The organism is Hymenobacter segetis (assembly GCF_054776495.1).
The window spans coordinates 1,056,010-1,081,441 of the sequence record NZ_BAAHBV010000002.1 but is presented as its reverse complement, the minus strand read 5'-3'; the positions used below and the strand labels follow the sequence as shown (position 1 = coordinate 1,081,441).

At 59.9% G+C, this 25,432-nt stretch carries 18 protein-coding genes and 1 tRNA gene; 9 read left to right on the top strand and 10 right to left on the bottom strand.

Annotation, left to right across the window (positions count from 1 at the left end):
- The first annotated feature begins 63 nt into the window (after positions 1 to 63).
- Complete coding sequence (gene asnS / locus ACYU70_RS15030; protein WP_342297623.1) at positions 64 to 1,458, top strand: asparagine--tRNA ligase; 1,395 nt, start codon at positions 64 to 66, stop codon at positions 1,456 to 1,458.
- Between the two features lie 105 nt (positions 1,459 to 1,563).
- On the opposite strand, the gene ACYU70_RS15025 is transcribed toward asnS, so the two are convergent.
- The 5 genes from ACYU70_RS15025 to ACYU70_RS15005 form a co-directional block, all read right to left on the bottom strand.
- Positions 1,564 to 2,766 carry an alginate O-acetyltransferase AlgX-related protein gene (locus ACYU70_RS15025; protein WP_342297622.1) on the bottom strand — a complete coding sequence of 401 codons (1,203 nt, stop codon included), beginning with the start codon at positions 2,764 to 2,766 and terminating at the stop codon, positions 1,564 to 1,566.
- A 28-nt stretch (positions 2,767 to 2,794) separates the two neighbouring features.
- Positions 2,795 to 4,270, bottom strand: a complete 1,476-nt coding sequence (locus tag ACYU70_RS15020) for an MBOAT family O-acyltransferase (protein WP_342297620.1) — start codon at positions 4,268 to 4,270, stop codon at positions 2,795 to 2,797.
- Between the two features lie 120 nt (positions 4,271 to 4,390).
- The gene (locus ACYU70_RS15015; protein ID WP_342297618.1) at positions 4,391 to 4,906 is read right to left on the bottom strand and encodes a hypothetical protein; all 516 of its coding nucleotides are present in this window, start codon (positions 4,904 to 4,906) and stop codon (positions 4,391 to 4,393) included.
- 121 nt (positions 4,907 to 5,027) lie between these two features.
- A complete protein-coding gene (locus tag ACYU70_RS15010) occupies positions 5,028 to 5,546 on the bottom strand; it encodes a hypothetical protein (protein ID WP_342297617.1) in 519 nt (172 codons plus the stop codon).
- A gap of 104 nt (positions 5,547 to 5,650) precedes the next feature.
- Positions 5,651 to 6,421, bottom strand: a complete 771-nt coding sequence (locus ACYU70_RS15005; RefSeq protein WP_342297615.1) for a hypothetical protein — start codon at positions 6,419 to 6,421, stop codon at positions 5,651 to 5,653.
- 290 nt (positions 6,422 to 6,711) lie between these two features.
- On the opposite strand from ACYU70_RS15005, the gene uvrA reads away from it, so the two are divergent.
- Both uvrA and ACYU70_RS14995 read left to right on the top strand, forming a co-directional pair.
- Complete coding sequence (gene uvrA / locus ACYU70_RS15000; RefSeq protein ID WP_342297613.1) at positions 6,712 to 9,744, top strand: excinuclease ABC subunit UvrA; 3,033 nt, start codon at positions 6,712 to 6,714, stop codon at positions 9,742 to 9,744.
- 63 nt (positions 9,745 to 9,807) lie between these two features.
- Positions 9,808 to 10,245, top strand: coding sequence for a hypothetical protein (locus ACYU70_RS14995; protein ID WP_342297612.1), 438 nt, complete (start codon positions 9,808 to 9,810; stop codon positions 10,243 to 10,245).
- A 14-nt stretch (positions 10,246 to 10,259) separates the two neighbouring features.
- Here ACYU70_RS14995 and ACYU70_RS14990 read toward each other — a convergent pair whose 3' ends face one another.
- Complete coding sequence (locus ACYU70_RS14990; RefSeq protein ID WP_342297611.1) at positions 10,260 to 10,862, bottom strand: DUF4142 domain-containing protein; 603 nt, start codon at positions 10,860 to 10,862, stop codon at positions 10,260 to 10,262.
- A gap of 81 nt (positions 10,863 to 10,943) precedes the next feature.
- Positions 10,944 to 11,552, bottom strand: coding sequence for a DUF4142 domain-containing protein (locus ACYU70_RS14985; RefSeq protein ID WP_342297609.1), 609 nt, complete (start codon positions 11,550 to 11,552; stop codon positions 10,944 to 10,946).
- 186 nt (positions 11,553 to 11,738) lie between these two features.
- Between ACYU70_RS14985 and ACYU70_RS14980 the strand changes: the two genes are divergently transcribed.
- The 3 genes from ACYU70_RS14980 to ACYU70_RS14970 all read left to right on the top strand — a co-directional run bounded on the left by ACYU70_RS14980 (position 11,739) and on the right by ACYU70_RS14970 (position 19,174).
- On the top strand, positions 11,739 to 12,578 hold the full coding sequence (locus ACYU70_RS14980) for a hypothetical protein (protein WP_342297608.1): 840 nt from the start codon (positions 11,739 to 11,741) through the stop codon (positions 12,576 to 12,578).
- A 1,027-nt stretch (positions 12,579 to 13,605) separates the two neighbouring features.
- Positions 13,606 to 15,006 (top strand): T9SS type A sorting domain-containing protein, encoded by a 1,401-nt coding sequence (locus tag ACYU70_RS14975; RefSeq protein WP_342297607.1) that lies wholly within the window; start codon positions 13,606 to 13,608, stop codon positions 15,004 to 15,006.
- Positions 15,007 to 15,853: 847 nt separating this feature from the next.
- Positions 15,854 to 19,174 (top strand): T9SS type A sorting domain-containing protein, encoded by a 3,321-nt coding sequence (locus tag ACYU70_RS14970; RefSeq protein WP_342297606.1) that lies wholly within the window; start codon positions 15,854 to 15,856, stop codon positions 19,172 to 19,174.
- A gap of 97 nt (positions 19,175 to 19,271) precedes the next feature.
- Here the strand turns inward: ACYU70_RS14970 and ACYU70_RS14965 are convergent, their stop codons facing one another.
- Positions 19,272 to 19,988 carry a 2-C-methyl-D-erythritol 4-phosphate cytidylyltransferase gene (locus ACYU70_RS14965; protein WP_342297604.1) on the bottom strand — a complete coding sequence of 239 codons (717 nt, stop codon included), beginning with the start codon at positions 19,986 to 19,988 and terminating at the stop codon, positions 19,272 to 19,274.
- A 94-nt stretch (positions 19,989 to 20,082) separates the two neighbouring features.
- On the bottom strand, positions 20,083 to 21,132 hold the full coding sequence (gene queA, locus ACYU70_RS14960) for a tRNA preQ1(34) S-adenosylmethionine ribosyltransferase-isomerase QueA (RefSeq protein ID WP_342297696.1): 1,050 nt from the start codon (positions 21,130 to 21,132) through the stop codon (positions 20,083 to 20,085).
- Positions 21,133 to 21,436: 304 nt separating this feature from the next.
- Here queA and ACYU70_RS14955 point away from each other — a divergent pair, with 304 nt between their 5' ends.
- A complete protein-coding gene (locus tag ACYU70_RS14955) occupies positions 21,437 to 22,699 on the top strand; it encodes an ABC transporter permease (protein ID WP_342297602.1) in 1,263 nt (420 codons plus the stop codon).
- A 60-nt stretch (positions 22,700 to 22,759) separates the two neighbouring features.
- Positions 22,760 to 23,878 carry a mechanosensitive ion channel family protein gene (locus ACYU70_RS14950; protein ID WP_342297600.1) on the top strand — a complete coding sequence of 373 codons (1,119 nt, stop codon included), beginning with the start codon at positions 22,760 to 22,762 and terminating at the stop codon, positions 23,876 to 23,878.
- 200 nt (positions 23,879 to 24,078) lie between these two features.
- Here ACYU70_RS14950 and ACYU70_RS14945 read toward each other — a convergent pair whose 3' ends face one another.
- Positions 24,079 to 24,990 carry a TerB family tellurite resistance protein gene (locus tag ACYU70_RS14945; RefSeq protein ID WP_342300595.1) on the bottom strand — a complete coding sequence of 304 codons (912 nt, stop codon included), beginning with the start codon at positions 24,988 to 24,990 and terminating at the stop codon, positions 24,079 to 24,081.
- Positions 24,991 to 25,244: 254 nt separating this feature from the next.
- On the opposite strand from ACYU70_RS14945, the gene ACYU70_RS14940 reads away from it, so the two are divergent.
- A tRNA-Val gene (locus tag ACYU70_RS14940) sits at positions 25,245 to 25,319 on the top strand.
- Positions 25,320 to 25,432 lie beyond the last annotated feature (113 nt).

The following is a 25,432-nucleotide window of genomic DNA, read 5'->3' as shown; positions in this document are numbered from 1 at the left end:
TTGCATTCCGTGCTACCACCTTATCGGCCTACCTTTGCCGATTCATCCGCTTCCCCGCAAGTTATGTCCCTCAAACGGTCCACCGTCAAAGAACTCCTGGCCAGCCAGGACCTTGACCGCGAAGTTCTCGTCAAAGGCTGGGTTCGTTCCCGCCGCGGCAACAAATACGTGCAGTTCATCATCGTAAATGACGGCTCCACGATTCACACCATCCAGGCCGTGGCCGATGCCGGGAATTTCCCCGAGGAAAGCCTCAAAGACGTGAGCAACGGGGCCGCCGTGGCCATTCGTGGCAAGCTGGTGGCCTCGCAGGGCAAAGGCCAGGCCGTCGAAATCCAGGCTACCGAAGTGACGGTGCTGGGCGCGGCCGATGCCGAAGCCTACCCGCTGCAAAAGAAAGCCACCTCGCTGGAGCACCTGCGCGACATCGCCCACCTGCGCCCCCGCACCAACACGTTTGGCGCGGTGCTGCGCGTGCGCCACGCGCTGGCCTTCGCCGTGCACCAGTATTTCAACGACCACGGCTTTTTCTACGTCCACACGCCCATCATCACCGGCTCCGATGCCGAGGGTGCGGGCCAGATGTTCCGCGTGACCACGCTGCCCCCCGAGCACCCGCCCCGCACCGAGGACGGCTCCGTGGACTTCACCCAGGACTTCTTTGGCAAGCAAACCAACCTCACCGTGTCGGGCCAGCTCGAAGGGGAGTTGGCCGCCATGGCGCTGGGCAGCATCTACACCTTCGGCCCCACCTTCCGGGCCGAAAACTCCAACACCGCCCGCCACCTGGCCGAGTTCTGGATGATTGAGCCCGAAGTGGCCTTCAACGAGCTCGAAGAAAACATGGACCTGGCCGAGGACTTTCTCCAGAGCCTAGTGCGCTACGCCCTAGCCAACTGCGCCGACGACCTCGCCTTCCTCAACGAGCAGTACGACAAGGAACTGCTCACCCGCCTGAACTTCGTGGTCGATAACGCCTTCCAGCGCCTCACCTACACCGAGGCCGTGGAAATCCTGAAATCCGCCAAGCAGAAATTCGAATTCCCGGTCGATTGGGGCACCGATTTGCAGTCGGAGCACGAGCGGTATCTGGTGGAGAAGCACTTCAAAAAGCCCGTCATTCTCACCAACTACCCGAAGGAAATCAAGGCCTTCTACATGAAGCTGGACGACGACGGCCGCACCGTGCGCGCCATGGACGTGCTGTTTCCCGGCATTGGCGAAATCATCGGCGGCTCGCAGCGCGAGGAGGACTACACCAAGCTCACCACCCGCATGGCCGAGATGCACGTGCCCGCCGAAGACCTCGACTGGTACCTTGATACCCGCCGCTTCGGCACCGCGCCGCACGCCGGCTTCGGCCTGGGCTTCGAGCGCCTCGTGCTGTTCGTGACGGGCATGAGCAACATCCGCGACGTGATTCCCTTCCCGCGCTACCCCAAAAACGCAGCGTTTTAAGCGCGGGCTTTTAGTTAGATAAGAAACAGAAAAGGCGGCTTAAATAAGCCGCCTTTTCTGTTTCTATCGGGCGATGTTGCTGGCAAAAATCGGAATGCCAGCTTGTTATGGCACCTTGGGCTGCGCCGCCGGGGTGCAGTACAGGTTGAATGCCTGATTGATAAAGCCAAACCCAACGTCGGTCAGGTTGCCTTCCATCGAAAGAATCAGCACCAGCTGACGGCCCCGTAGCTGCTGCGCCAGGTTCAGGTCTTTCACCTGGCGAGTTTCGCCGGAGGGGATTTGCTCCGGCCAGGTCACCGATGCGTTATAGTACCAGAACCGGGATTCGGGCGCCAGCAGGCGGTCGAAGTAGGGATAGAAGGTGAAAAAGCTTTTGGTGAAGCTGTCGCCGATGACAATTGCATTGACCGGGCTTTTGCCTTGGGCCGGCCCGAATACGACGTGCGGATAAGCCGTGGGGTAGGGCGGGATTTCCTGGGCCAGGTTCAATAAATCTTCCAGGTCCTTGTCGGCGTAGCGCAGCTCGGCGGCGCGGGTTACCACGTCGGGCGGGCCTTGCTGGGCAAAATCGGGCAGGTCGCGGCCCGTCATGCTTTCGATGCGATGGAAAAGCGTATCGGCCATTCGGGTCGTGGCGTAGCCGCTCCAGTGAGTGCCGGTGCGCGTGAACAAGGGGTAGGGCGGCCGGGCGGCCTGCCAGCGCAGCATCAGGGCGGCCGCGTCCAGGGTATTGATGCCGTATTTGGCAAACTGCTGGCTAACGGTGGTGTAATTGCTGGTGCCCCGCCATTGGCTGGCGTAGTCATCGGGCAGGTATTGGGGCAGCACGCGGGCTTTGCCAGGAGCTATAACAAACAGTAGCTCGGTGCCGTGCGCCCGCAGCGTATCCTGAACCTGCCGCAGTTGCTGGGCGCGCTTGGCAATTTCCTCATCGCCCAGATAATATCGGCCCAGATACGCCTCAATACTGTTTTGCTGGAAGAGGTTCAGGTCTTTGCCCAGCACCACGCCATCGGCCAGGGCCTTGTGCCAGATGGAGTAAGCCACTTGGTTGCGCACGCGCACGAGCCAGGGCCGGAAGCCCAGTTGCTCGGTGAGGGAATTTTCCAGGGTGGGCTGGTAGGTACTGTCCCACAAGTCGCCCCAGCTAAACACGGGCGTAGGCGCGGGATTCGTTACGCCGTCGAGGGGCCGCACGGGCACCACGGGCCAATTTGCCTGCAAGGCCGGCCACGCGAGCAAAAGCAGCAACCCAGCGAATATGAGGCGCTGGCCATACACCGCAGTTTTGGGAGAGGGAGGCATAAGAAAGGGAAGCCCGGCGAGCCAGCCGCTAAAAGCGGAAGTAGATGAACGGATTGAACGAATTGCTGATGATGTAGCTGGCGCTGAGCACCAGCAGCAGCGCGGCCCCAAACCCCAGCGCCACCGAGCGGCGCAATGACAGCGTGTGCGCCGCGTACAGGCTCAGGTTGCGGCGTTCTAGGAACGGAGCCACGTTCATGAAGGCAAAAAAGGCCCCCAGGGCCAGCATGGCCCAGAACTGGGTGTCAAAAAAACGCCAGTCGGGCGGAGGAATCACCACCGCTGCCGGCGTGGCATCCCAGCCCGCATCGGGCGCGGGCGCGGCCTGGCCCAACATCCGCGCCAAAAAAGCCAGGGCCCCACTGAGGGTTTCGGCCCGGAACAGCACCCAGCCGGCCACGGTGATGACGAACGTGGGCACGATGCTCAGGGCCCCCAGGCGGCGGTAGAGGCGCAGCAGAAACAGGCGGTCCAGAATCAGCCAGAACCCGTGGTAGGCCCCCCAGGCGATGAAGTTCCAGGCCGCCCCGTGCCAGAAGCCGGAGAGAATGAACACGGTCCAGAGATTGACGTAGAGGCGACTGGGCTTCACGCGGTTGCCGCCGAGCGGGATGTAGAGGTAGTCGCGCATCCAGCGCCCCAGCGTGATGTGCCAGCGCTGCCAGAACTCGGTGATGGAGCGCGAAACGTAGGGGGAATTGAAGTTTTCGGGAAACTGAAAGCCCATCAGCCGCCCCAGGCCCACGGCCATATCGGAGTAGCCCGAAAAGTCGAAATAAATCTGGAAGGTGTAGGCCAGCGCCCCCACCCAGGCCACGGCGGTGGGCAACTCATGCACCGGCGAGCTAAAGATGCGGTCAGCCTGCTCGGCCATTACGTTGGCAATGAGCACCTTCTTACCCAGGCCCACCATAAAGCGAAACATGCCGGCCAGCTTCTCGTCGATGGTATCAAACTGCGAGCGGTCGGTGAGCTGGCCCGCTATTTCGTGGAAGCGCACGATGGGGCCGGCAATCATTTTGGGAAAGAGCATGATGTAGAGCATGAAGTCCCAGAAGGATTTCAGCGGCTTGTTCACGCCCCGGTACACGTCGATGGTGTACGTCAGCTTTTCGAAGGTGAAGAAGGAGATGCCGATGGGCAGCACCACCTTTTCCCAGGTCAGCCCGGAGCCGCCGAAGAAGCTGCTCATGGCACTGGCATTATCCAGAAAGAAGTTGGCGTACTTGAAGTAAAAGAGCATTCCCACGTTCAGCACAATGCTGATTAGCAGAAACAGGCGCTTTCGCCCTTGGTCAACGGCCGCATCCATGTAGCGGATGAGCACAAAGTTGGCCACGACTGATGCCAGGAATAGCGCCAGAAAACTGAGCCCTCCCCACGCGTAGAAGCCAATGCTGGCCAGCAGGGCCACGGCATTCTTCAGGCGTGCCGGTACCGCGTAGTACAGCAGCAGAAAGGCGGGTAGAAAGTAAAAGAGGAAAAGAGTACTACTAAAGACCATGGAAAGGGAATAACCGCTGGGAGAGCAGTTTCAAAGCTACGCATACCCGGGAGAAGGCCAACGAAAAAGGACCGGCTGAGGGGCCGGTCCTTTAGGTGGTTTGGGGCAAGTTGCGGTGGTTTAATGGCCGTGGCCGCGACCGTGGCCATTGCCGTGACCATTGCCGTGACCATTGCCGTGACCCTGGTCATTTTGCCGGCCTTCGCGGTAGCCTTCTCGATAGAGCTTTTTTGCCTGGCCGGGCGGCAGGCCGCGCTGGCGCACTATCACGGGGCGGGGCTGCACCACCACTACGCGGCGGGGGTAGCGGTCGCGGTGCGCGCCCACGTACACCCACGGCTGGCGGCCCCTGTAGTCGAGCACTACGGGGTGAAACTGGTAGGGGTCGTAGCCATCCACCACGGCCACGGGCACCCATTGGCCGTTGCGGAATACAATGTATTGCTGAGCATACAGGTCGTAGTAGCCGTCGATTTCGGGGATGTAGTAGAACTGCGTGCCCTGGGGCACGGGCGGCCCCCAGGCGGGCTGGCCTACGTTCACATTCACGTTGACCTGCGCTTTGGCCGCCGGGGCTAGGGCCAGCGCAACCACGCTAACCAGCGCCACGCACAGGGTTTTTGGGGTGAAATTCATGGCTTTTTACGAAGTGAAATAATGGGGTAATACGGCGCTGTTTAAAAGGAAGATGCCAAATACTGCCGCAGCAAAAAGCCCCGCCAGTGGGGCGGGGCCTGGTCGTAGTGCAGCCGGCGGCTTAATGCTTGCCTTTGCCGTGGCCCTTGCCATGGTCGTCGTCGTGGTCTCGGCCGTGGTCGTCATCGTAGCGGCCCTGCATTTTCTTGGCCTGGCCGGGGGGCAGGCCGCCGTTGCTGGGATTGGCGCGGTAGCCCATTTTCTTGGCCTGGCCGGGCGGCAGCGCGCCGTTGCTGGGGTTGCCGCCGCGGGGGTAGCGGGCGCGGTACTCGTCGTAGCGCGACCAAGGCTCGGCGCCTACATAATCAACCACTACGGGGTGGAAATTGGCCGTGTTGTAGCCCGAAATAGTGCGGGTGCGCACCCAGCGGCCATCGCGCCGCACTAGGTACTCGCGGGTCGGCACGTCGTAGAAACCGTCAGTTTCGGGAATGTAGTAGTACTGCGAGCCCTGCGGTACGGCCGGCCCCCAACTGGGCGGGTTGATATTGATGTTGATTTGGGCCTGGGCGGCTGGCGCGGCCACAAGCGCCGTGCCTCCAACCAGGATGGCGCAGAGCACGGTGGGAATGAGTTTCATAGAGAAATGATTAAAGGCAAAAGCAAAACGCCCGACCCACTGATTGGACCGGGCGCTTTATACTAGAGTTGGCCCCAACAAGTTGGGCGCACTATAGAACGGGCTTAGTCGCGGCCGTGGCCACGGCCGCCACCGTTGTTGCCGCCGCCATTGCCGCGCCCGCCGCCGTTGTTGCCCTGGCCACCGCCCTGCTGGCCCTGGCCGCCACCGAAGCCGCCGTGGTTGCCCTGGCCCTGGCCGGGGTTGTAGCCGCCACCACCCTGCTGCGGATGCTGCGTGGGCTGCTGAGGCATGGGGTTGCCGCGCGGGGTGTTGTAGCCGCCGCCGCCGGGGTACTGGCCGTGGTTGTCACGGTCGCCGCCGCGGTTGTCGTTGCCGCGGTAGCCGCCGCGGTCGTCGCGGTCCCGGTCGCCGTAGTTGCGGCCGTTGGAGTAGCCGCCGCGGTTGTCGTAGCGGGAGCGGCCGTAGCTGGGGCCGTAGCCATAGCCGCCATTGTAGTAGCCGGCGCGGCTGGGGCCGTAGTTACGATAGGGCTGGTAGGCGTAGCGCTGGCGGTAGTAATCGACCCGCAGCCAGGGCTGGGCCCCGCGATAGTCTACAATGACCGGGTGGAACTGGTAGGGGTCGTAGCCGTACAGCTCGGGCAGCGGCACCCAGTAACCATCCTGGTACACAATGTACTGCTGGTTGTAGAGGTCGTAGTAGCCGTCAATCTCGGGGATGTAGTAATACTGCGTGCCGTAGGGAACCTGCGGCCCCCAGGCCGGGGTGCCAATATTAATATTCACCCCCACCTGGGCCTGGGCGGCCGGAGCCGCGAACAGCGCCATCGCGCCCACCAGGGCTGCGCCAACAAATTTTGCGAGGGGTTTCATGATAAGGAGTTGATAAAAAATAAGCTAGCTCCGTAACGGTGCTGCCACTTCAATAGATGCAAGGCAAGTGCCAGAGTACCCCGCCAACCGTTGGTTGGCCCAAAACATTCGCCCAATTGCCCAAAATCAACGCCGATTTATTTTCCGCAGGATTTCCGGGGACAAATACCCCCCGTTTGGGGTTATACCCCGACGCCCCGCGGCGTCATTCCTCGTCTTATCTCGCGGCCCGGACTAGCTATCGGGCGGCGCTTTCCGTACTTTTGCGAACTTATTCGCTGCGTTTCTGAATGGCCAAAAAATCCACTGCTACCCCGGTTGCCAAAGCTCCTAAAGCCCCGGCCGCCGCTAAGAAAAAACCGGCATCCAACGGCGCGGCCGCGGCCGCCGAAACGGCTGCCGCCGTGCGTGATATCACCGAAATTCCGGCCGCCGGCCCCGTTACCGAGCACGTACATGGCCAGCTCAACGGTCACAGCCCCGCCTCGCAGCACCTGGAAGCGCAGTACATCGAGGTGTACGGCGCACGCGAGCACAACCTGAAAAACGTGAGCGTGAAGATTCCGCGCAACCGCTTGGTGGTGTTCACGGGTATTTCGGGTTCGGGCAAGTCGAGCCTGGCCTTCGATACCATTTATGCCGAGGGGCAGCGGCGGTACATGGAGACGTTTTCGGCCTACGCCCGCTCGTTTATGGGTGGGCTGGAGCGGCCCGACGTGGACAAGATTGAGGGCCTGTCGCCGGTTATCAGCATCGAGCAGAAGACTACTTCGCGCAACCCGCGCTCCACGGTGGGCACCATCACGGAGATTTACGATTTCCTGCGCCTGCTGTATGCGCGTACCGCTGAGGCATTTAGCTACGCCACCGGCAAGAAGATGATTCGGCAGTCTGACGACCAGATTATCAACTACATCATCAAGCACTTCGACGGCAAGAAGCTGGTGGCGCTGGCGCCCGTGGTGAAAGGCCGCAAAGGCCACTACCGCGAAGATTTCCAGAAGATTGCCAAGCTGGGTTTCACCAAAGTGCGCGTCGATGGCGAAATCCTCGACATTACGCCCAAGATGCAGGTGGACCGCTACAAAATCCACGACATCGAAATCGTGATTGACCGGCTGCTGGTGAAGGAGGAAGACCGGTTCCGCCTATCGGGCTCGGTGCAGAATGCCCTCACCCACGGCAAGGGCACCATGTTGGTGCTCGACCCCGACGCGAAAAAGGCCACGCCGCAGTTCTTCTCGCGCTTCCTGATGGACCCTGCCACCGGCATCGCCTACGACGACCCGGCACCCAACACGTTCTCATTCAACTCGCCCTACGGCGCCTGCCCGACCTGTAACGGTCTGGGCGAAGTGCAGGAAATTACCGAGGAAGCGGTGCTGCCCGACCGCAAGCTGAGCATCAGCCGGGGCGGCATCGCGCCGCTGGGCGAGTACCGCGACATCTGGATTTTCCAGCAGCTCCAGCTCATTCTCAAGAAGAACAAAGCCACGCTGAACACGCCGATTGAGAAGCTGCCCGAGGAACTGCTGAAGCGCCTGCTCCACGGCATCTCAGAGGATGAGGCCGACAGCGGCAAGGGCATGTATTCGGAGCCGTTCGAGGGCATTATTCCCTTCCTGCGTCGGCAGATGGATTCCGAGTCGGACAACATTCGGGAGTGGATTGCGCAGTACGCGCAGGCCCAGCCCTGCCCCGAGTGCCACGGCTACCGCCTGAAAAAGGAAAGCCTGCACTTCAAAATGGACGACAAGCACATCGGCGAGCTGTCGGTGATGGACTTGAACGACCTCGCTGGCTGGTTTGAAGGGCTGGAAAGCCGCTTGACCGACCGCCAGAACGTCATCGCCCGCGAGCTACTCAAAGAAATTCGCAAGCGCATCGGCTTCCTGCTCGAAGTAGGCCTCGACTACCTGAACCTGCACCGCCCGGTGCGCACGCTGAGCGGCGGCGAAAGCCAGCGCATCCGCCTCGCCACCCAGATTGGTACCCAACTCGTGGGTGTGCTCTACATCATGGACGAACCCAGCATTGGCCTGCACCAGCGCGACAACGAGCGGCTCATCAAAGCCTTGCAGCACTTGCGCGACATCGGCAACTCGGTGATTGTGGTGGAGCACGACAAGGACATGATTCTGCACGCTGACCACGTGCTCGATATCGGCCCCGGCGCGGGCATCCACGGCGGCCACATCGTGGCTTCGGGCACGCCGCAGGAGATTTTCAATTCCGGCTCGCTCACCTCGCAGTACCTCAGCGGGCAGAAGCACATCGAGATGCAGCGCAAGAAGCGCAAGGGCGAAGGCACCGAGCTGGTGCTGAAAGGTGCGAAGGGCAACAACCTGAAAAATGTGACCCTGAAAGTGCCGCTGGGCAAGCTAGTGGCCGTGACGGGCGTATCCGGTTCGGGCAAATCCACGCTCATCCACGACACGCTGTACCCGATTCTCAACCAGTATTTCTTTAATGCCAAGCGCGAGCCGCTGGCCTACGGCAGCATCGAAGGGCTGGATTTGGTGGACAAGGTGATTGAGGTCGACCAGTCGCCCATCGGACGCACGCCGCGCTCAAACCCGGCCACTTACACGGGGGTATTCACTGAAATCCGCCAGCTGTTTGGCGAGATGGCGGAGGCGAAAATCCGTGGTTACGGCCCCGGCCGCTTCTCCTTCAACGTGAAGGGCGGGCGCTGCGAAACCTGCGAAGGCGCGGGCATCCGTACCATCGAAATGAACTTCCTGCCCGACGTGCACGTGCCCTGCGAAACCTGCAAAGGCCGCCGCTACAACCGCGAAACGCTGGAAGTGCGCTTCAAAGGCAAGTCCATCACCGACATTCTGGACATGACGGTGGAAAAGGCCGTGGAATTCTTCGAATACCAGCCCCGCATCCTGCGCAAAATAAAGACCCTGAACGAGGTAGGACTCGGCTATCTCACGCTGGGCCAGCAGGCCACCACGCTTTCGGGCGGCGAAGCCCAGCGTGTGAAACTTGCCACCGAACTCAGCAAAAAGGACACCGGCAAGACCTTCTACATCCTCGACGAGCCCACCACCGGCCTACACTTCGAGGACATCAACCACTTGGCCGATGTGCTCCAGAAGCTGGCCGACAAGGGCAACACCGTCCTCATCATTGAGCACAACCTCGACCTGATTAAAGTGGCCGACCACGTCATCGACATCGGCCCCGAGGGCGGCGCGGGCGGTGGCACCATCGTGGCCCAAGGCACGCCCGAGCAGGTGGCCAAATCCGGCAAGGGCCACACCGCCCGTTTCCTGGCCGAGGAGTTGAAAACGAGCAAGTACGCCACCGCGTAACTGAAACGTATTGCGAAAGAGGCCGGAAAAATTTATTTTTCCGGCCTCTTTTCATTCCTGCAAATGCGTACATTTTTACTATTTCCCCTGCTGCTGGGCCTCGCCGCCGGCACCTCACCCAAAGCGCCTAAACCGGGCACCCTGTTCAAGGGCAAATTCCTCAACGGCATGAAAGGCGACAGCCTGAGCTTCGTGCTTGCGCCCGACGGCAAAACCGTGAGCGACTTCACCTTCAATGGCTACTGGCGCTGCGGCGGCAAGCTGGAGCGCCAGCGCGCCGCCGGCCCCACCAAAGGCACTTTCACTGTCACCAATGGCACCATTGCCGGCCGCCTCTGCGAGCCGCCAAACGGCGGGGCCACGGCGTGGTGCTTCGACCTGGGCGGGCAAATTGCCGGCAAAACGGCCAAAGGCCGCTTTCGCATGAATATCAACGCCCTGCGCTGCGACTCCTACGAGTTGCAGTGGGAAGCCGTGGCCGTGGGGTCGGCCAGTAAGTAGCTGCTGGTCAGGTTTTACTTGGCCGCATCCACGGCCGGGCGCATCTTGGTCACCATATCGAGGTGCATTTTCAGCACGGGCAAGGTTTTGGCTGCAAAGGCTTTAATGTCTGGGTCGGAGGCCTTGATGGAGGCGTCGGTGAACTCTTTTACGTCTTCCTCGTGGTCCTTGAGCATTTCCTTCATGTACTCCTGGTCCATTTTCACGCCCTTCTTTTCGGCCACGTCTTTCAGCACCTTCTGGTGGTCGTTGCCGAGGGCGGTGGGCAGGGTGATGTTCTTTTTAGCCGCCAGCGCCATCAGCTCGGCGTTGGCCTTGGTGTGGTCTGATACCATTTTCTTGGCAAATTCCTTGGCCTGGGGCGTCACGGCCCGGGCTGCCACCTGCTTACCAAGTTCAACTTCGAGCATGCCACCGCTGGCGGCCTTGGTCATGAACTTGGAGTCGTAGTCCATGCCTTTTTCCTCAATTTTGCCCATGTTGGTGTTGGCCGTGGCACTGTCGGCTTTCACTTCGTTAACTTTTTGGGCCTCCTTCACGGAGTCATTCGTGTTGCAGCCGGCAGCGGCAATCAGCAGCATGGCGGCACTGAGCAGGGTGATGAACGAGCGTTTCATGGCGAGAGAAGGGGTTGGTGAAGTGAAGTGGATAGGGTAAGATGAATCCGCATCAATGAAAATTTGCTGAAGTCCTGCGGCTTATGGTAGCTTTTCGGCCACGTCGGCGGTTGCTTTGGCCGCATCGAGCTGCTCCTGCACGGCGTCGTGGAACTTGGCCGCGAAGCCGCGAATGTCGCCGTCGTACGCATCGTCGCTCATGTCGTCGAAGGCATCCTCGTCCTGCTTCTGGGCTTTCACCAGCAGGGCCATCAGGTGCTTGTCAATCTGGGCACCGGCCTGGGTGCTGGCCTCGTGGTACGCCTCCTGCTCGTCATCGCCGAGGGCGGCGGGCACGGTCAGGCCCTTGGCGGCGGCCAGGGCGCGGAGCGTGCCCAGCAGCTCCAGCCGCTGCGGCACCAGGCTGGCCCCGTAGCTGCGCACGGTAGGAGAGGTGGCCCGGGCCTGCGCCAGCTTGCCCAGCTCTACTTCGAGCAGGGCATTGCTAGTGCTTTTTACTAGGAATTCGGCGTCGGCCTCCTGCTTTTTGGTGATATCGGCGGCGTCAATTTTCTTTTCGTTCTGAGCCATCGCCGCGTCCACGGCATCGGCCTTGCCGCCGCCCGACGAGCAGGCTGCCAGCAGCGGCAGGGCCACGGCTGCCCATTTAAACAGCCGCAACGGCATTGCAAGGGCAGGAAAGGGGCGCATGAGAAATAAGTTGATAATAAGCCAGATGGGCTGATATGCCATCTATACGACTCGCCCCGGGCTGGGTTTTTTGCGGGGCGGGAGAAGTTTTTTTACGGCCGGGTTAAACCCACGTAGCACCTTTGCTTCCAACCAACCACAACCGCCGTTCAACATTCCCATTCATACACTTTTTCTCACCCCGTCATGCGTACCGTTTCTCTCCGTTCCCTGGCCTTTGCCTGTCTCGCCAGCGGCGCACTGCTCACCGCCAGCTGCAACCGCAACAACGACGCCACGCCCTCCGACGACATCACCACGGCCGAAGACCGCACCGACGATAACTCTGAAACGGCCATGAGCTCGGAAGCCATGAAGATGGCCGGCCCCGCCGACCCTACTGTACAGGGCTCGGCTTACCTAATCGGCGAAAACGACTTCAAAGCCCGTTTCGGCACCTGCGCCAACCGCAGCTACGACTTTGCCACCAAAACCCTCACCATCGACTTCGGCACCACCAATTGCCTGTGCGCCGATGGCCGCTACCGCCGGGGCAAAATCATCGTTCACTTCACCACTGACGTGTTGACCCGCCGGGCCGGGGCGGTGGTCACCCGCGACAACTATTTCGTGAACGACAACCAGCACACCGCCACCCGCACCTTCACTGATATCGGCGGCGGCTCGTTCACCGTTGACGTGACCAACGCCAGCATCATCCGCGCCAACAACGGCGGTACCCACTCCTGGACCGCCAACTGGACCTTCACCTGCACGAATGGTTTCGGCACCCCGCAGGTATCCGACGACGTGTACAACGTAACCGGCTCGGCCACGGGCACCAACCGCAAGAACGTGGGCTACACCGCTACCATCCAGAATGCCCTCGTCAAGCGCGCCGACTGCCCCAAATACTTCGTGCAGGGCACTATTGCCGTCACCAACACCAACAGCAAGACCATGACGCTGGACTACGGCACCGGCACCTGCGACAACGTGGCCACCGTGACCGTGAATGGCCACACCAAAACCATCGCACTGCGCTAAGCACGCTTCGGCAAACCAGCGTATCGATTTCTGAAAAGGCTGCCCACGGGCAGCCTTTTTTTGTGCCCGCTGGGTTGGCGCATCATCTGGTGCTTTGGTTTCATTTGAATAATGCCGGCAAGGAAATCGGCGCTGTTATTTCTGGCTGCGTTGCTCTGGCCGGGCTTGCAGCTTTACCTGTTTCGGGCAAAACAATTAGCGGGTGACTATCAATTATCGAAGTTTTATTGCTGATAAATGCAAGAAAAATGATACACCCACCAATCAATAAATGATTGATAATTAAGTTGGCCGACCTTGATACGGTAAGAGCTGCGGTGGAAACGTGAGAAAATAGTAATAAATGTTCTTGACATAGTATTTTGTATAGTATATATTAACAATATACTATATTTAAGCACCCTCCCGCAGATACGGGAGCGGTGACTTGTGACCTCGTGCGCTGCCCTGTTTTAGGCAGTCATTCAGGGCTTAGCTGTTTCACTCGATGGTACAGCCCATCTTTCGCGCCACTACCTGCCTTCGCATTCCGCATTCGTATTCCGCGCTTTAGGGGCGTGGCGAAGGATTGCAGCACGTAGCCACCCACTTTTGAATCAGGGTTTTCCCCAGCCGCCAGCTGGGGTGCAGGACCTTATTGGCCCTCGATTTCGACCTCCTCAACACGACGGGTTGCCATTGCGCGCTTAGCTGTGCTGCTGCTCCGCAGCGCCTTCAATTGCTAGTATATCAAGCACAAACCTTTATCCACAAGACCATGAAACTCATTTCTCATACACCTCATGCTTGTCAAGGCACATTTTCTAAATGGCTGTTAGCCTCAACTTCTGCTCAAAGAATGGGCACTACTGGTTGGCTGCATTTCTTGCTGCTCATGGTGGCGGGGCTTATGTTCTCCAGTACGGCACTCGCACAAACCTTTCCTAATGCAAACAGATGTACGTCCAAGGATTTGGAACTGGTTAGCGCTTCGATAACGGGCACGGGCTGCGTTACCTGTACCTCCGGCACTACACTGACATCGGATTTGACAATAGCCATCAACAACTCCACTGGCTCACTTCGCACTTCGTTTGCGTTCTGGGGCACGCTCACCATTCGGCATTCTGATGGCACCAGTTCCACACCAACCTCGATAACTGGCTGCGTGGGCCCGGTTCCGCCCAATGCAATCACCTCCTTTTCTTCAAGCAACAACTCGGGCCTACCCAAAATCACATATACCTGCGGCGATGCCTTGACGATTACGGGCTTATATCTGGCCTGGACGGACGCTGCCGACAACACCAATCGCCAGTGCCCGCTCGACCCGTCGAAGATTGCTCCTAAGTGCGGCACCCTTCCTTCCCTGGCAATCATTACGCCGCTCTCGGCTAGTGTGAGTTCGTCTGTTAAGCCTTGTGTAGGCGCAAGCACGGGCAGTATCACCGTCTCGGCTACGGGCGGAAAGTCGCCTTATACTTACAGCCGGGATGATGTGACGTACCAGAGCTCGGCTACTTTCAGCAATCTTGCTGCTGCTACCTACACCATTTACGTAAAAGACTCGTCTTCTCCGGCTTGTAAGTACAGTTTCAACTTCACGCTGGGTAGCGAAAGTGCCCCCTTGGCACCGAGCCTGACGCCAACCCAGACTACCTGTACAAGCGCTACCGGAAGCATCGAGGTAACCGCTCCTTTGGGCACCGGTCTCACCTACAACTTGGACGGCGGCGCCTTCGGCACTGCAACTACCTTTGGGAACTTAGCCCCGGGTAGCCACTGCGTCCGGTGCAAGAACGCAGCCGGCTGTATTTCGTCCCAAACCTGTTCTACTATTAACGACCAGCCAGCTACCGCCCCCGGCCCTTCGGTGATAATTACAGAGTCCTCGCTGTGCGGCACGGTCACGGTGCCAAAGCTGACGATTTGTAACCCGGTAGTTGATACCAAATACGATGTGTATGAGGGGGACGGAACATCCCTCATTCAGTCTACTACATACAAATCAGGCGCATTGACAATCAACATGCACGAAGGCAAGGGCTTTAGCGTCATTGCTACCAGTTCGGCTGGCTGTGTTTCCGACGCCACCACCTGCACTAATTCTCCCACTCGGATTGTGACCACCTGCCCTTCTCCTGCCCGTGTCTCCAACAGCCCTGCACCATCGACGGTGGGAGCCAAAGATATCCAAACAATGGCCTACCCCAATCCCACCACCAAGGACGCCACCATCAACTTCTCGGTGCCCAAGAGCGGGCACGTGCTGGTGCAGGTGTACGATGCGATGGGCCGGCCGGTGGTCACGCTGTTCGACGGGGAAGCCCTGGCTGGCGAGCAACGCTCGGTGGTGCTGAAAGGCGGTACGCTGGCGGCTGGCACCTACACCTACCGCGTAGTGGCCAATGGCAAAACCAAAACCAACCGCGTTATTCTCGACAAATAAGCCCCGGTTAGTTGGTGTTTAAAAAAGGCCCGTTCCGCTGGGACGGGCCTTTTTGCTTTGGTGGGCGGCCGCTCGATTGGCCCACGGCCATGTGGGGTACGGGCATGAACACTGCTAAAGCGGATATTTTGGACATTGTGCCCGCCAAATACAACCAGGTGCCCACTAAGTACAAAAGCCCAGCCGGGGATAACCCTTGCCCTGGTGGACAATTCCGGGCTGAGCGGCCTTCGTCTCTGGCGCCACTTGCTTCACTTGCAATAGCTGGATAAGGTGTATGGGCTATATGATGTAAATCAATTAGTTGTATGATTTTCCGGCTCAATAGCCACCGGAGTACTGGCTTGCCGCCGACGTGGTTTATCTGTCATATACATAGACTGATGCGCTTTGATTTGAACTATCCGGCATGGATTTATTAAAAATTTTAATAATAAAATTAAAGTAACTATTTTTTAATAAAATTAATATATACATTTGAATATACTGCTTTGAGTGTGGCTGTCTTCCTAGGCTGGGAGCCACGCTTGTGCCCTCCGCGTACTGCCTGAGCCCAAGGGCGGTCATACTAACGCTTTGCTGATGTGGGCATCAGCAATACCCTTATTTCATCCCCGCCGCTTGCCTGCACACTCGCCGCTTTCGCGCGCCCGGTTGCATTCTGACAAGTAGCCACCCTTTCTGATTTCACGGGGTTTTTCCGGGCCAATAGCCCGGGAATGGGGCGCTATTGTCCCTCACTTGCTGGTTTCGTCTCCCCTGCGGCTCTCCATTGGAAGCTGCGGCTGGCCGCTTTGCGGGCCATGCACGCTGCTGCTGTCAACCATTCACCTTTATCTGCGCACCCATGAAACTTGCTTATCGCGCCCTTAATTCCTCGCTTGCTACAGCAAGCGCTTTCGTTCGTTTTCTTTATTCCATTACCCTGCCTGGCCGGAAACTGTGGCGGCCGGCCGGGGCACTATTGGCGGCGCTGCTGCTCCTGAGCCCCGGCGCTTTTGCCCAAAATGCGGTGCCGCCGGGCGTGGCCCCGGTGCCCATTCCCAATTCTAGGCCAACTGGTGTCACAAATGGCTTCGGGATTGATGGCGACCTGACTGCCTACAGCGGCGATGCTGCCAGCTATTTGAGTGCTGGCGACTGGCTGCCGAACCCGCTAACGGCCGCCGGATACGGCGGCGTGCTGTCGGCAACCGGCACCGTGCCCGCAACTGCCAACCCAAAGCGGGTGATTCATAAAACCGACTCTTACGGGGCTACGGACGACATTTTTTCGGGCGGCAGTAAGATTGATTCGAACCCCAACACAGCGGTGACCTGGAAGACCGGCGGGCCCAACCCTTCCAAAAACGACATCAACAACGCGCTGGTGTTCATCGAAGAGGCCTCAAGCGCCACCGCGCCGGGCACCTTCGTCGGCGACACGTGGGTGATGATGGCCGGGGACCGGGCCACCAAGGAAGGCAACAGCTTTCTGGCGTTCCAGTTCCTGCAAAAAACGCTGACGCGCAACACCAATGGCACTTTCACCAGCGCCGGCACAGACGGCGGGCGCACGGCGGGGGACATTCAAATCACGGCCGAATTTGTGAACGGCGGCACCGTGCCCAACCTGTACTACGAGGTGTGGCAGTCCGTAGCCGGGGCTTTTACCTGGGTGCAGATTCAGGCCCCGCCGGCCGGGGCGGCCTTTGGCCGCACCAACGGGGTGGTGCTGAGCAATGTGCCGTATTCGCCTTTTGGGGGCTCGTCCTACGATACCAACCTGTTTGCGGAGGTGGCCGTGGATATTTCTGCCGTGTACAGAAATGTGCAAACCACCTGCGTGGGGAAAATATCGACGCTGTGGGTGGTCACGAAATCATCCCAGTCCTCGTCGGCCAACATGACGGATTTTGTGGAGCCCATTCCGCTGGACCTCAAAATAAACGTGACGGCGGATGCTGGCCCGGATAGGGCCGTCTGCGCCGGTAATTCTACCACCATTGGCACCCCAGCCGTATCGGGCTACACTTATTCGTGGGCAATTGGCAGTGCGGCGCCCTTCGCCACGACGGCTCAGGTTGCGGTGACTCCCAGCGCCACCACCACCTACACCCTGACGGTGACCAAAGTGGGAGCCACCTGCTCGTCGCCCCCCGACGATGTAGTGGTGACGGTGAACCCCAACCCCACGGCTAACGCCGGTACGGCCCCCGCCACTCAATGCGCCAGCACGACAGGCAATTCCTTCCTGCTCGCCGGCTCGGGCAGCAACGGCACGCCTTCGTGGGCCGTGTTCAATAATCCCAATAGCCTGACCGTCAATATCACCAACGGCGGCACCTACGCGCCCACCATCGCCGTGAGCGGCGGCAGCGGCACGGTAACGCTACGGCTGACCGTGACCAGCGGCACTAACCCGGTGTGTACCGCCGCTACCAGCGACGTGGCCGTAACGGTGAAGCCGGTGCCGACGGCCAGTGCGGGCACCGCGCCGGCCGCGCAGTGCGCCATCGCGGCGGGCAATTCCTTCGTCCTGGCTGGCTCGGGCAGCAACGGCACGCCCTCGTGGGCCGTGCAAACCAACCCCAATAGTCTGACAGTCAATATTACCAACGGTGGCACCTATGCGCCCACCATCGCCGTGAGCGGTGGCAGCGGCACGGTGACGCTACGCCTGACCGTGAACGGAACCGCGAATCCCCTTTGCACGGCGGCCACCAGCGACGTGGCCGTAACGGTGAACCCCAACCCGACGGCTAGTGCGGGCGCTGCCCCGGCGGCCCAGTGCGCCAGCACGGCGGGAAACACGTTTAGTCTGGACGGCAGCGGGACCAATGGCACCTACAAGTGGACGGTCTTCAGCAAGTCGCCCAGTGCGTTGAGTGCGGTTTTCTCCAGCGATGCCATGGCTAAGCCGACGGTCACCGTGAGCGGCGGCAGTGGCACCGTGACCCTGCGCCTGACCGTGACCAGTGCTACCTGTGGTGATGCAACCAGCGACGTGACCGTGACGGTGAATCCCAACCCGACGGCCAGTGCGGGCACGGCTCCGGCCGCCCAGTGCGCCATCACGGCGGGCAATTCCTTCCTGCTCGCCGGCTCGGGCAGCAACGGCACGCCTTCGTGGGCCGTGTTCAATAATCCCAATAGCCTGACCGTCAATATCACCAACGGCGGCACCTACGCGCCCACCATTGCCGTGAGTGGCGGCAGCGGCCCCGTGACCCTGCGCCTGACGGTGACCAGCGGCGCTAACCCGGTGTGTACCGCCGCTACCAGCGACGTGGCCGTGACGGTGAATCCCAACCCAACGGCCGATGCGGGCACGGCACCGGCAGCGCAGTGTTTGAGTGCCAACGGCAACTCATTCTCGCCATCGGGCTCGGGCAGCAACGGCACGCCTTCGTGGGCCGTATTCAATAATCCCAATAGCCTGACTGTCAATATCACCAACGGCGGCACCTACGCGCCCACCATCGCCGTGAGTGGCGGCAGCGGCACGGTAACCCTGCGCCTGACCGTGACCAGCTCGGCTAACCCAGTGTGTACTGCCGCCACCAGCGATGTGGCCGTGACGGTGAATGCCAAGCCCGCCGGGCCTACCGTGACCATCCAGGAAGCTACGCTGTGCGGCACGCTCACCTCGCCCACCCTCACGGTTTGCGGCCCCGTAGCAGGCACCACGTATCTGGTGACTGAAACCGACGGCACAAATCCGCAAAGCACCACTTATAGCGCGGGGCCGTTGGTGTTCGTGCTGCGGGCCGGCAAAGGGTTTAGCATCACCGCTACGGCTTCGGCGGCGGCTGGCGGGTGTGTTTCGGCTGCCACTATTTGTGGGGGGCAGGCCGCAAGTTGCCCGGCTTCGGCCGGCCGGGTCGCCACGGCTGCCTCGCCCACCACTGCGCCTGCCTTGCAGCAGGGCATCCTGACGGAAGCCTACCCCAATCCCACCAGCAAGGATGCCACCATCAATTTCTCAGTGCCGAAGTCGGGGCACGTGGTGGTGCAGGTGTACAATGCCATTGGGGTAGCAGTGGCCACTCTTTTTGATGGCGACGTGGCAGGGGGCGAAACCCGTTCGGTGAAGCTCAAAGGGGAATTCCTGGCCACCGGTATCTACACCTACCGCGTGGTAGCGGATGGCAAAACCAAAACCAACCACGTCAGTCTCGTCAAATAAATATCCTGGCACTGACTACTAAAAAGGCCCGTCCAGCTTTGGACGGGCCTTTTTGACGTGAAGACTGTCACCGCTAACGCACCAGCGACAGCATCTGCTACTGCCCAAGCAGCGCCTCCGCCACAACCAAATCCTCGGGCGTGGTGATTTTCAGGTTACGGTAGTCGCCTTCCACCAGCTGCACGCGGCACAGGTCGTCTACCACCGTAGCATCGTCGGTGAAGCTGGCCAGTTCGGGCATGGCATAAGCCCGGCGCAGCAGGTCAATTTCGAACGTCTGGGGCGTTTGCATCAGGCGCAGGCGGCTGCGGTTCTGCGCCGCCGAGCCGTGCGCCGACACCAGCCGCACGGAGTCCTTGGGCATCACGGCAGCGGCGGCGGCGGCGTGCGTGGCGGCGGCGGCGTAGGTACGCTCCACCACCTGCCGCGACACCAGCGGCCGCACGCCATCATGTACCGCCACCAGGCCCTCGGTGTGGGCTTTCAGGGCCGCCAGGCCGGCTTTCACCGATGCCCAGCGCGTGGCCCCGCCCGCCACCAGCCGGTGCGGAATATCCACGCTGAACTGCGCGCACAGCGCCTGCCAGGTATCGAGCTGGTCGGCCGGCAGCACCACCACAATGTCGCTCACGCCCAACGCCGGCTCGGCAAAGCGGCGCAGCGTGTGCAGCAGCACGGGCTCGCCGCGCAACAGCAGAAACTGCTTGGGCCGGTCGGCCCCCATGCGGGTGCCGCTGCCGCCCGCCACCAGAATAGCAAACCGATGGGTGATGGACTGAGCAGATGAATGAACGGAAGGGCGCGGCAAAGCCATAAACAGCAGAATTGAAAGAGGCGCAAATATCCGACAAAGCAAAAGGCCCGGCTGCACATTGCAGCCGGGCCTTTTGCTCGTCTAATTAATCAAACTACAGAATCAACATGGCGTCGCCGTAGCTGAAGAACTTATACTTCTCCTTGATGGCCTGTTTGTAGGCTTCCATCAGCAGGGGGTAGCCGGCGAAGGCCGACGCCAGCATGATGAGCGTGCTCTCCGGCATGTGGAAATTGGTGAGCATGCAGTTGGCGATTTTGAAATCGTGGGGCGGGAAGATGAACCGGTCAATCCAGCCCTGCGTGGGCTTCATGCGGGCATTGGCCGACACCGACGCCTCCATGGCGCGGATGGTGGTGGTGCCCACGGCGCACACCTTTTTCTTCTGGTCGAGGGCCTTGTTCACCACTTCGCAGGCCGGGGCCGTCACGATGAAGTTCTCCGAGTCCATCTTGTGCTTGGTCAGGTCTTCCACATCCACCGTGCGGAAGGTGCCCAGGCCTACGTGCAGCGTCACAAACGCCGGCTCGATGCCCTTGATTTCCATGCGCTTCATCACCTCGCGGGTGAAGTGTAGGCCGGCCGAAGGAGCCGCCACAGCGCCAATGTGCTCGGCGTAGATGGTCTGGTACCGCTCCTTATCCGCAGGCTCGGTTTCGCGGTTGATAACCTCTTTCGGAATCGGGGTTTCGCCCAGCTCGTACAGCGCCTTGCGGAACTCCTCGTCGGTGCCATCAAACAGGAATTTGATGGTACGGCCGCGCGAAGTCGTGTTGTCAATCACCTCGGCCACCATGTCTGACTCGCCGAAATACAGCTTGTTGCCCACGCGGATTTTGCGAGCGGGGTCCACCAGCACGTCCCACAGGCGCAGCTCCTTGTTCAGCTCTCGCAACAGGAAAACCTCGATTTTAGCACCGGTTTTTTCCTTGTTGCCGTACAGGCGGGCCGGGAAAACCTTGGTGTCGTTGAACACCATTACATCGCCCTCGTTGAAATAGTCGAGAATATCCTTAAAGTTGCGATGCTCAATTTGGCCGGTGGCGCGGTGCACCACCATCAGGCGGCTTTCGTCACGGTTGCGGGCGGGGTGCATGGCCACCAGCTCCTCAGGGAGTTCAAATTTGAACTCGTGCAATTTCATCGCCATAGGGCAGTATTTGGGGGAATATACGGAATTTTGGGGAGGCAAAAGTACGGCTTTTTTTCGAAACATTAATTTTTGAAGAAATGCTCCGTTCATCTAGTCGCCTGGCCTCCTGAGCTGAGCGAAGGACCTTGCCGCCATTACAGTACCTGAATTACGGCAAACTGTTCAGACGTAATAAGGTCCTTTGCTTCGCGGACGTCAGATAAGGATGCCCGCCGCAAGGCCAGTTGGCGCAACTTCCCCGCCGGTTTCCGTCTTTTGGGGCCGGAAGCTGCTTTACTCGTGTCCGCCCGCCCTTATGTTGAACCTGCGCCTCACCCTCGAAAGCTTTCTCTTCGCCTGGGATGCCCTCAAATCCAACCTGTTGCGCACTGTTTTGTCGCTGCTGGGCGTCACGGTTGGCATCTTTGCCATCATCGCCGTTTTCACCATCGTCGATTCGCTGGAAGCCAACGTGCGCAGCAGTCTCGACTTTGTAGGCGACAAGATTATCTACGTCTCGAAATGGCCTTTCGCCTTCGATTCAGACTTTCCGTGGTGGAAATATTTCCAGCGCCCCGTGCCCACACCCCGCGAGTACCAGCAGCTCCGCCGGCAGCTCGGCCCCAATAATAAAGGCATCGCCATCTTCGCCGCCAACAGCGGCAACGTCCTGAAAGCCGGCTCCAACTCGGTAGCCGACTGCGTGCTCCAGGGCGTGAGCTACGACTTTCGCGTCGTGAGCAACGTGCCCATCAAGGAAGGCCGCTACTTCACGGTGCAGGAAATGGACGCCGCCCGGCCCGTGGCCATCATCGGGGCCACCATCGCCGAAAATCTTTATCCGCACGGCAATGCGCTGGGCAGCCAGTTCAAGGCGCGCGGCCAGACTTTCACCGTCATTGGCGTGATGGAAAAGGAGGGCAAAAAACTCATCACCATTTCCAGTAACGACGCCAACTGCATCATCCCGTTCCCCATGTTCACGAAGATGTTCGCGCTCAGCACCACCGGTTTCGGCGGCGGTCCCAGCGCCACCATCGCCGTGAAAGGCCGCGATGAAGACGTGGGCCTGCTCGATTTGGAATACGAAATGCGCGGCGTGATGCGCAACATCCGCGGCCTGAAGCCCCGCGAGGAAGACAATTTCGCCCTGAATCGCCCCGAAATGATTGCCTCGGCTGTGGGTAAACTATTCAGTGTCATTGGTTTGGTGGGCGGCGTTATCGGGTCGTTTGCCATCCTGGTGGGTGGCTTCGGCATTGCCAACATCATGTTTGTGAGCGTGCGCGAACGCACCAACATCATCGGAATTCAGAAGTCGCTGGGGGCGAAGAATTTCTTCATCCTGTTCCAGTTTCTGTTCGAAGCGGTGTTCCTGTGCCTGATTGGGGGCGCAGCGGGCATTCTGTTGGTGTGGCTTGTGACGCTGATTCCGCAGGATGCGCTGCCGCTCACCATGTCGGCGGCGCGGGTGGTGCTGGGGCTGCTTATTTCGGTGGGCATCGGCATTATTGCCGGTATCGTGCCCGCCGTGCTGGCGGCTAACCTGGACCCGGTGATTGCCATCCGGGCCAAGTAGGGGAGGGATTGACGGCCATAGCGCGAACTTTGTCGTTCGCGCTACGATTCATCGCTACCCATGACGCTTCCTGCTTTTCTCGACTACCAACTCCTGGGCAATACCCTCGGGCAATACCTCATTGCGGTGCTCATCCTGTTGGTGGGCAGCGCTTTCCGACGGTTGTTTTCACGGCTGCTCAGCAAGCTGCTGTTTTCCCTCACCAAGCGCTACACCGCTGGCGTAACGGAGGAGGAGCTGCACAACCTGCTCATCCAGCCGCTGTCCACGCTGCTGCTGCTCGTTACGCTGGTGCTGGCCGGAACTACGCTCACGTACCCGCACAGCCCCACGGCCGGCCCCGGCGTGCTGCCCTGGCACGAGGTGCTGCTGCTGCGCGTGCTGGCGCTGGCCTTCATCGTAGCGGCGGCGCGGGTGGCCCTGCGGCTCGTCGATTTTGCCCTGCTGGTGATGGCCCGCCGGGCGGCCCTGCGCGAAACCACCAGCGGCCCCACGCGCCTCGACAATCAGTTTCTGCCCTTTGCCAAGGACCTGCTGAAGGTGTTTTTTATCATCATCGCGGTACTGGTGGCGCTGGGGCAGGTGTTTGGGGTGAATGTCACGGCCCTCATCGGCGGCTTGGGTATTGGTGGGCTGGCGGTGGCTTTCGCGGCCAAGGAAAGCCTCGAAAACCTCATTGCCTCGTTCACCATCTTTCTCGACCAGCCCTTTGGCGTGGGTGACCTCGTGACGGCCGGCGACGTGAGCGGCACTGTAGAAAAAATCGGTTTCCGCAGCACCCGCCTGCGCACCGCCGAAAAAAGCTACGTCACCGTGCCCAACAAAAGCATGATTGACAAGCCCCTGGATAACCTCTCGCTGCGCACCTCGCGCCGCGTAGGTTTCACCCTCACCTTCGACCAGAAAACTACCAGCGCCCAGCTACACACCATAATTGCCGACGCCGTGAAAGCCATGCAGGCCCACCCGCTCGTGACTCAGGACGTGCAAATGAAGTTCAACGCCCTCACGCCCGCCGGCAAGGAAGTAACCGTGCAATACTTCGTGGAAACCACCAGCTACGACGAATACCTCAACGTGAAAGAAGACCTTAACTACAGCATTGTGGAAGTGGTAGAGCAGCACGGTGGCCTGTTTGCCGGCGCGCCCGTGGTGGCGGCTCCCGTGGCTAAAGCATGACCACGGATTGGCTACGCCGAACTTCGTTTCGCTCGGATTTTTCGGATTCCACGGATTTTGTGGACGGCGCATTATAACAAAAAAGGCCACCGTGAGGTGGCCTTTTCTATTTTAAAGATTGGAAGTTTTTGTCGTCCACAAAATCCGTGGAATCCGAAAAATCCGAGCGAAACGAAGTTCGGCGTAGCCAATCCGTGGTCCTAACGGCCCCCGAATAAGCCCCCGAGCATTCCGCCCAGGCCGCCATTCAGCAAGCCGCCCAGGCCCGAGCCGCCCGCACTGGCCGGCTGCGAGCCGGCCCGGCCACCCAGGCCACCCAGAATGGACATCATCGAGCCCAGCCCGCCGCTGCCGATGGCCGAGCCCTGCTGCGGCATATTGGCCGTGGCGTTGGAGTTGCCGCCGCCGAGCAGGCCGCCCAGCATACCGCTGCCGAGCAGGCCGCCGAGCAGGCTGCCCATGCCGCTGTGGGCCGCACCGCCCAGCAGGCCGCCCATGCTACCGCCCAGCAAGCCGCCGCCGCCGGAGTTGCTTTGGTCACCGTAGCCGCTCTGGTTCTGGCTGCCGCCGCTCATCACTTTGGAAATCACCATCGGGGCCACCACGCCCAGCAGGCCGGCCATGAGCGCACCTTTGGGAATGCCCACGCTGGACAGCTTATCGCCGATGCTGCTCAGGAAGCCGGTTTTGGCCGGGTCCTGCGGGTCGTGGGGCACGCTGGCGGCTTGGTCTACCACGGTTTCGAGGGTTTGCTTCTGCTCGGGGTTGATGCCGAGGTATTGGGCCATTTTGCTAATCATGGCTTCCTCATCGTTGGCATACGAGCCATCGGCGCGAGCGAAGCTGATGAGGTCGGTAACGAGCGAGAAGCGCAAGTCGCTGTTTTTGAGGATATCCAGGTTCTGCTGAATGGTCTGATTGTTGGCGTCCTGCGCGGCGGCCAGCACCTGCTGGGTAGCCCCGCCCGAGAGGCCGGCCTGCTGCGCCAGCGCCTGCAGAAACTGGCCTTCGGCGCCCGAGGCCTGCCGGTCGGCCGTGGCCAGGCTGGCAATGGCGCTCAGGTAAGCGGTTTTTTCTTGTTCCGAGTAATTCTGGAGGAGTTGGGTATCCATCGGGGAGAGAGCGTTGAGTGAGAAGTTTGTTTCCACCCCTTAACGGAGCGGCCTGGAATACGTTGCTTGCCTTAATTGAAGCCCGCAAAACAGTTTTTTTCTAAAATTCAGCGAAAATTTCTTGCGCTGAAAATGAATTTGTTGCTGCCGGATTCGACCGAAAATCGAAAAAATATGCACCCAAAAGCAGCAGCAGGTTTTGTGTTTCCAAAAAGTCCCCCCATCTTTGCAATCCCAAACGGAAACAACCACACGGGGGATTAGCTCAGCTGGTTCAGAGCATCTGCCTTACAAGCAGAGGGTCACTGGTTCGAACCCAGTATCCCCCACACTGATAAACAGCCACTTAGATTGAAATCTGAGTGGCTGTTTTATTCTAAAGCCGGACTCTTGGTTTGCCCCGAGGCCGCTGCAAATGCTGATAGAGCTTGCAGGTTTTTTA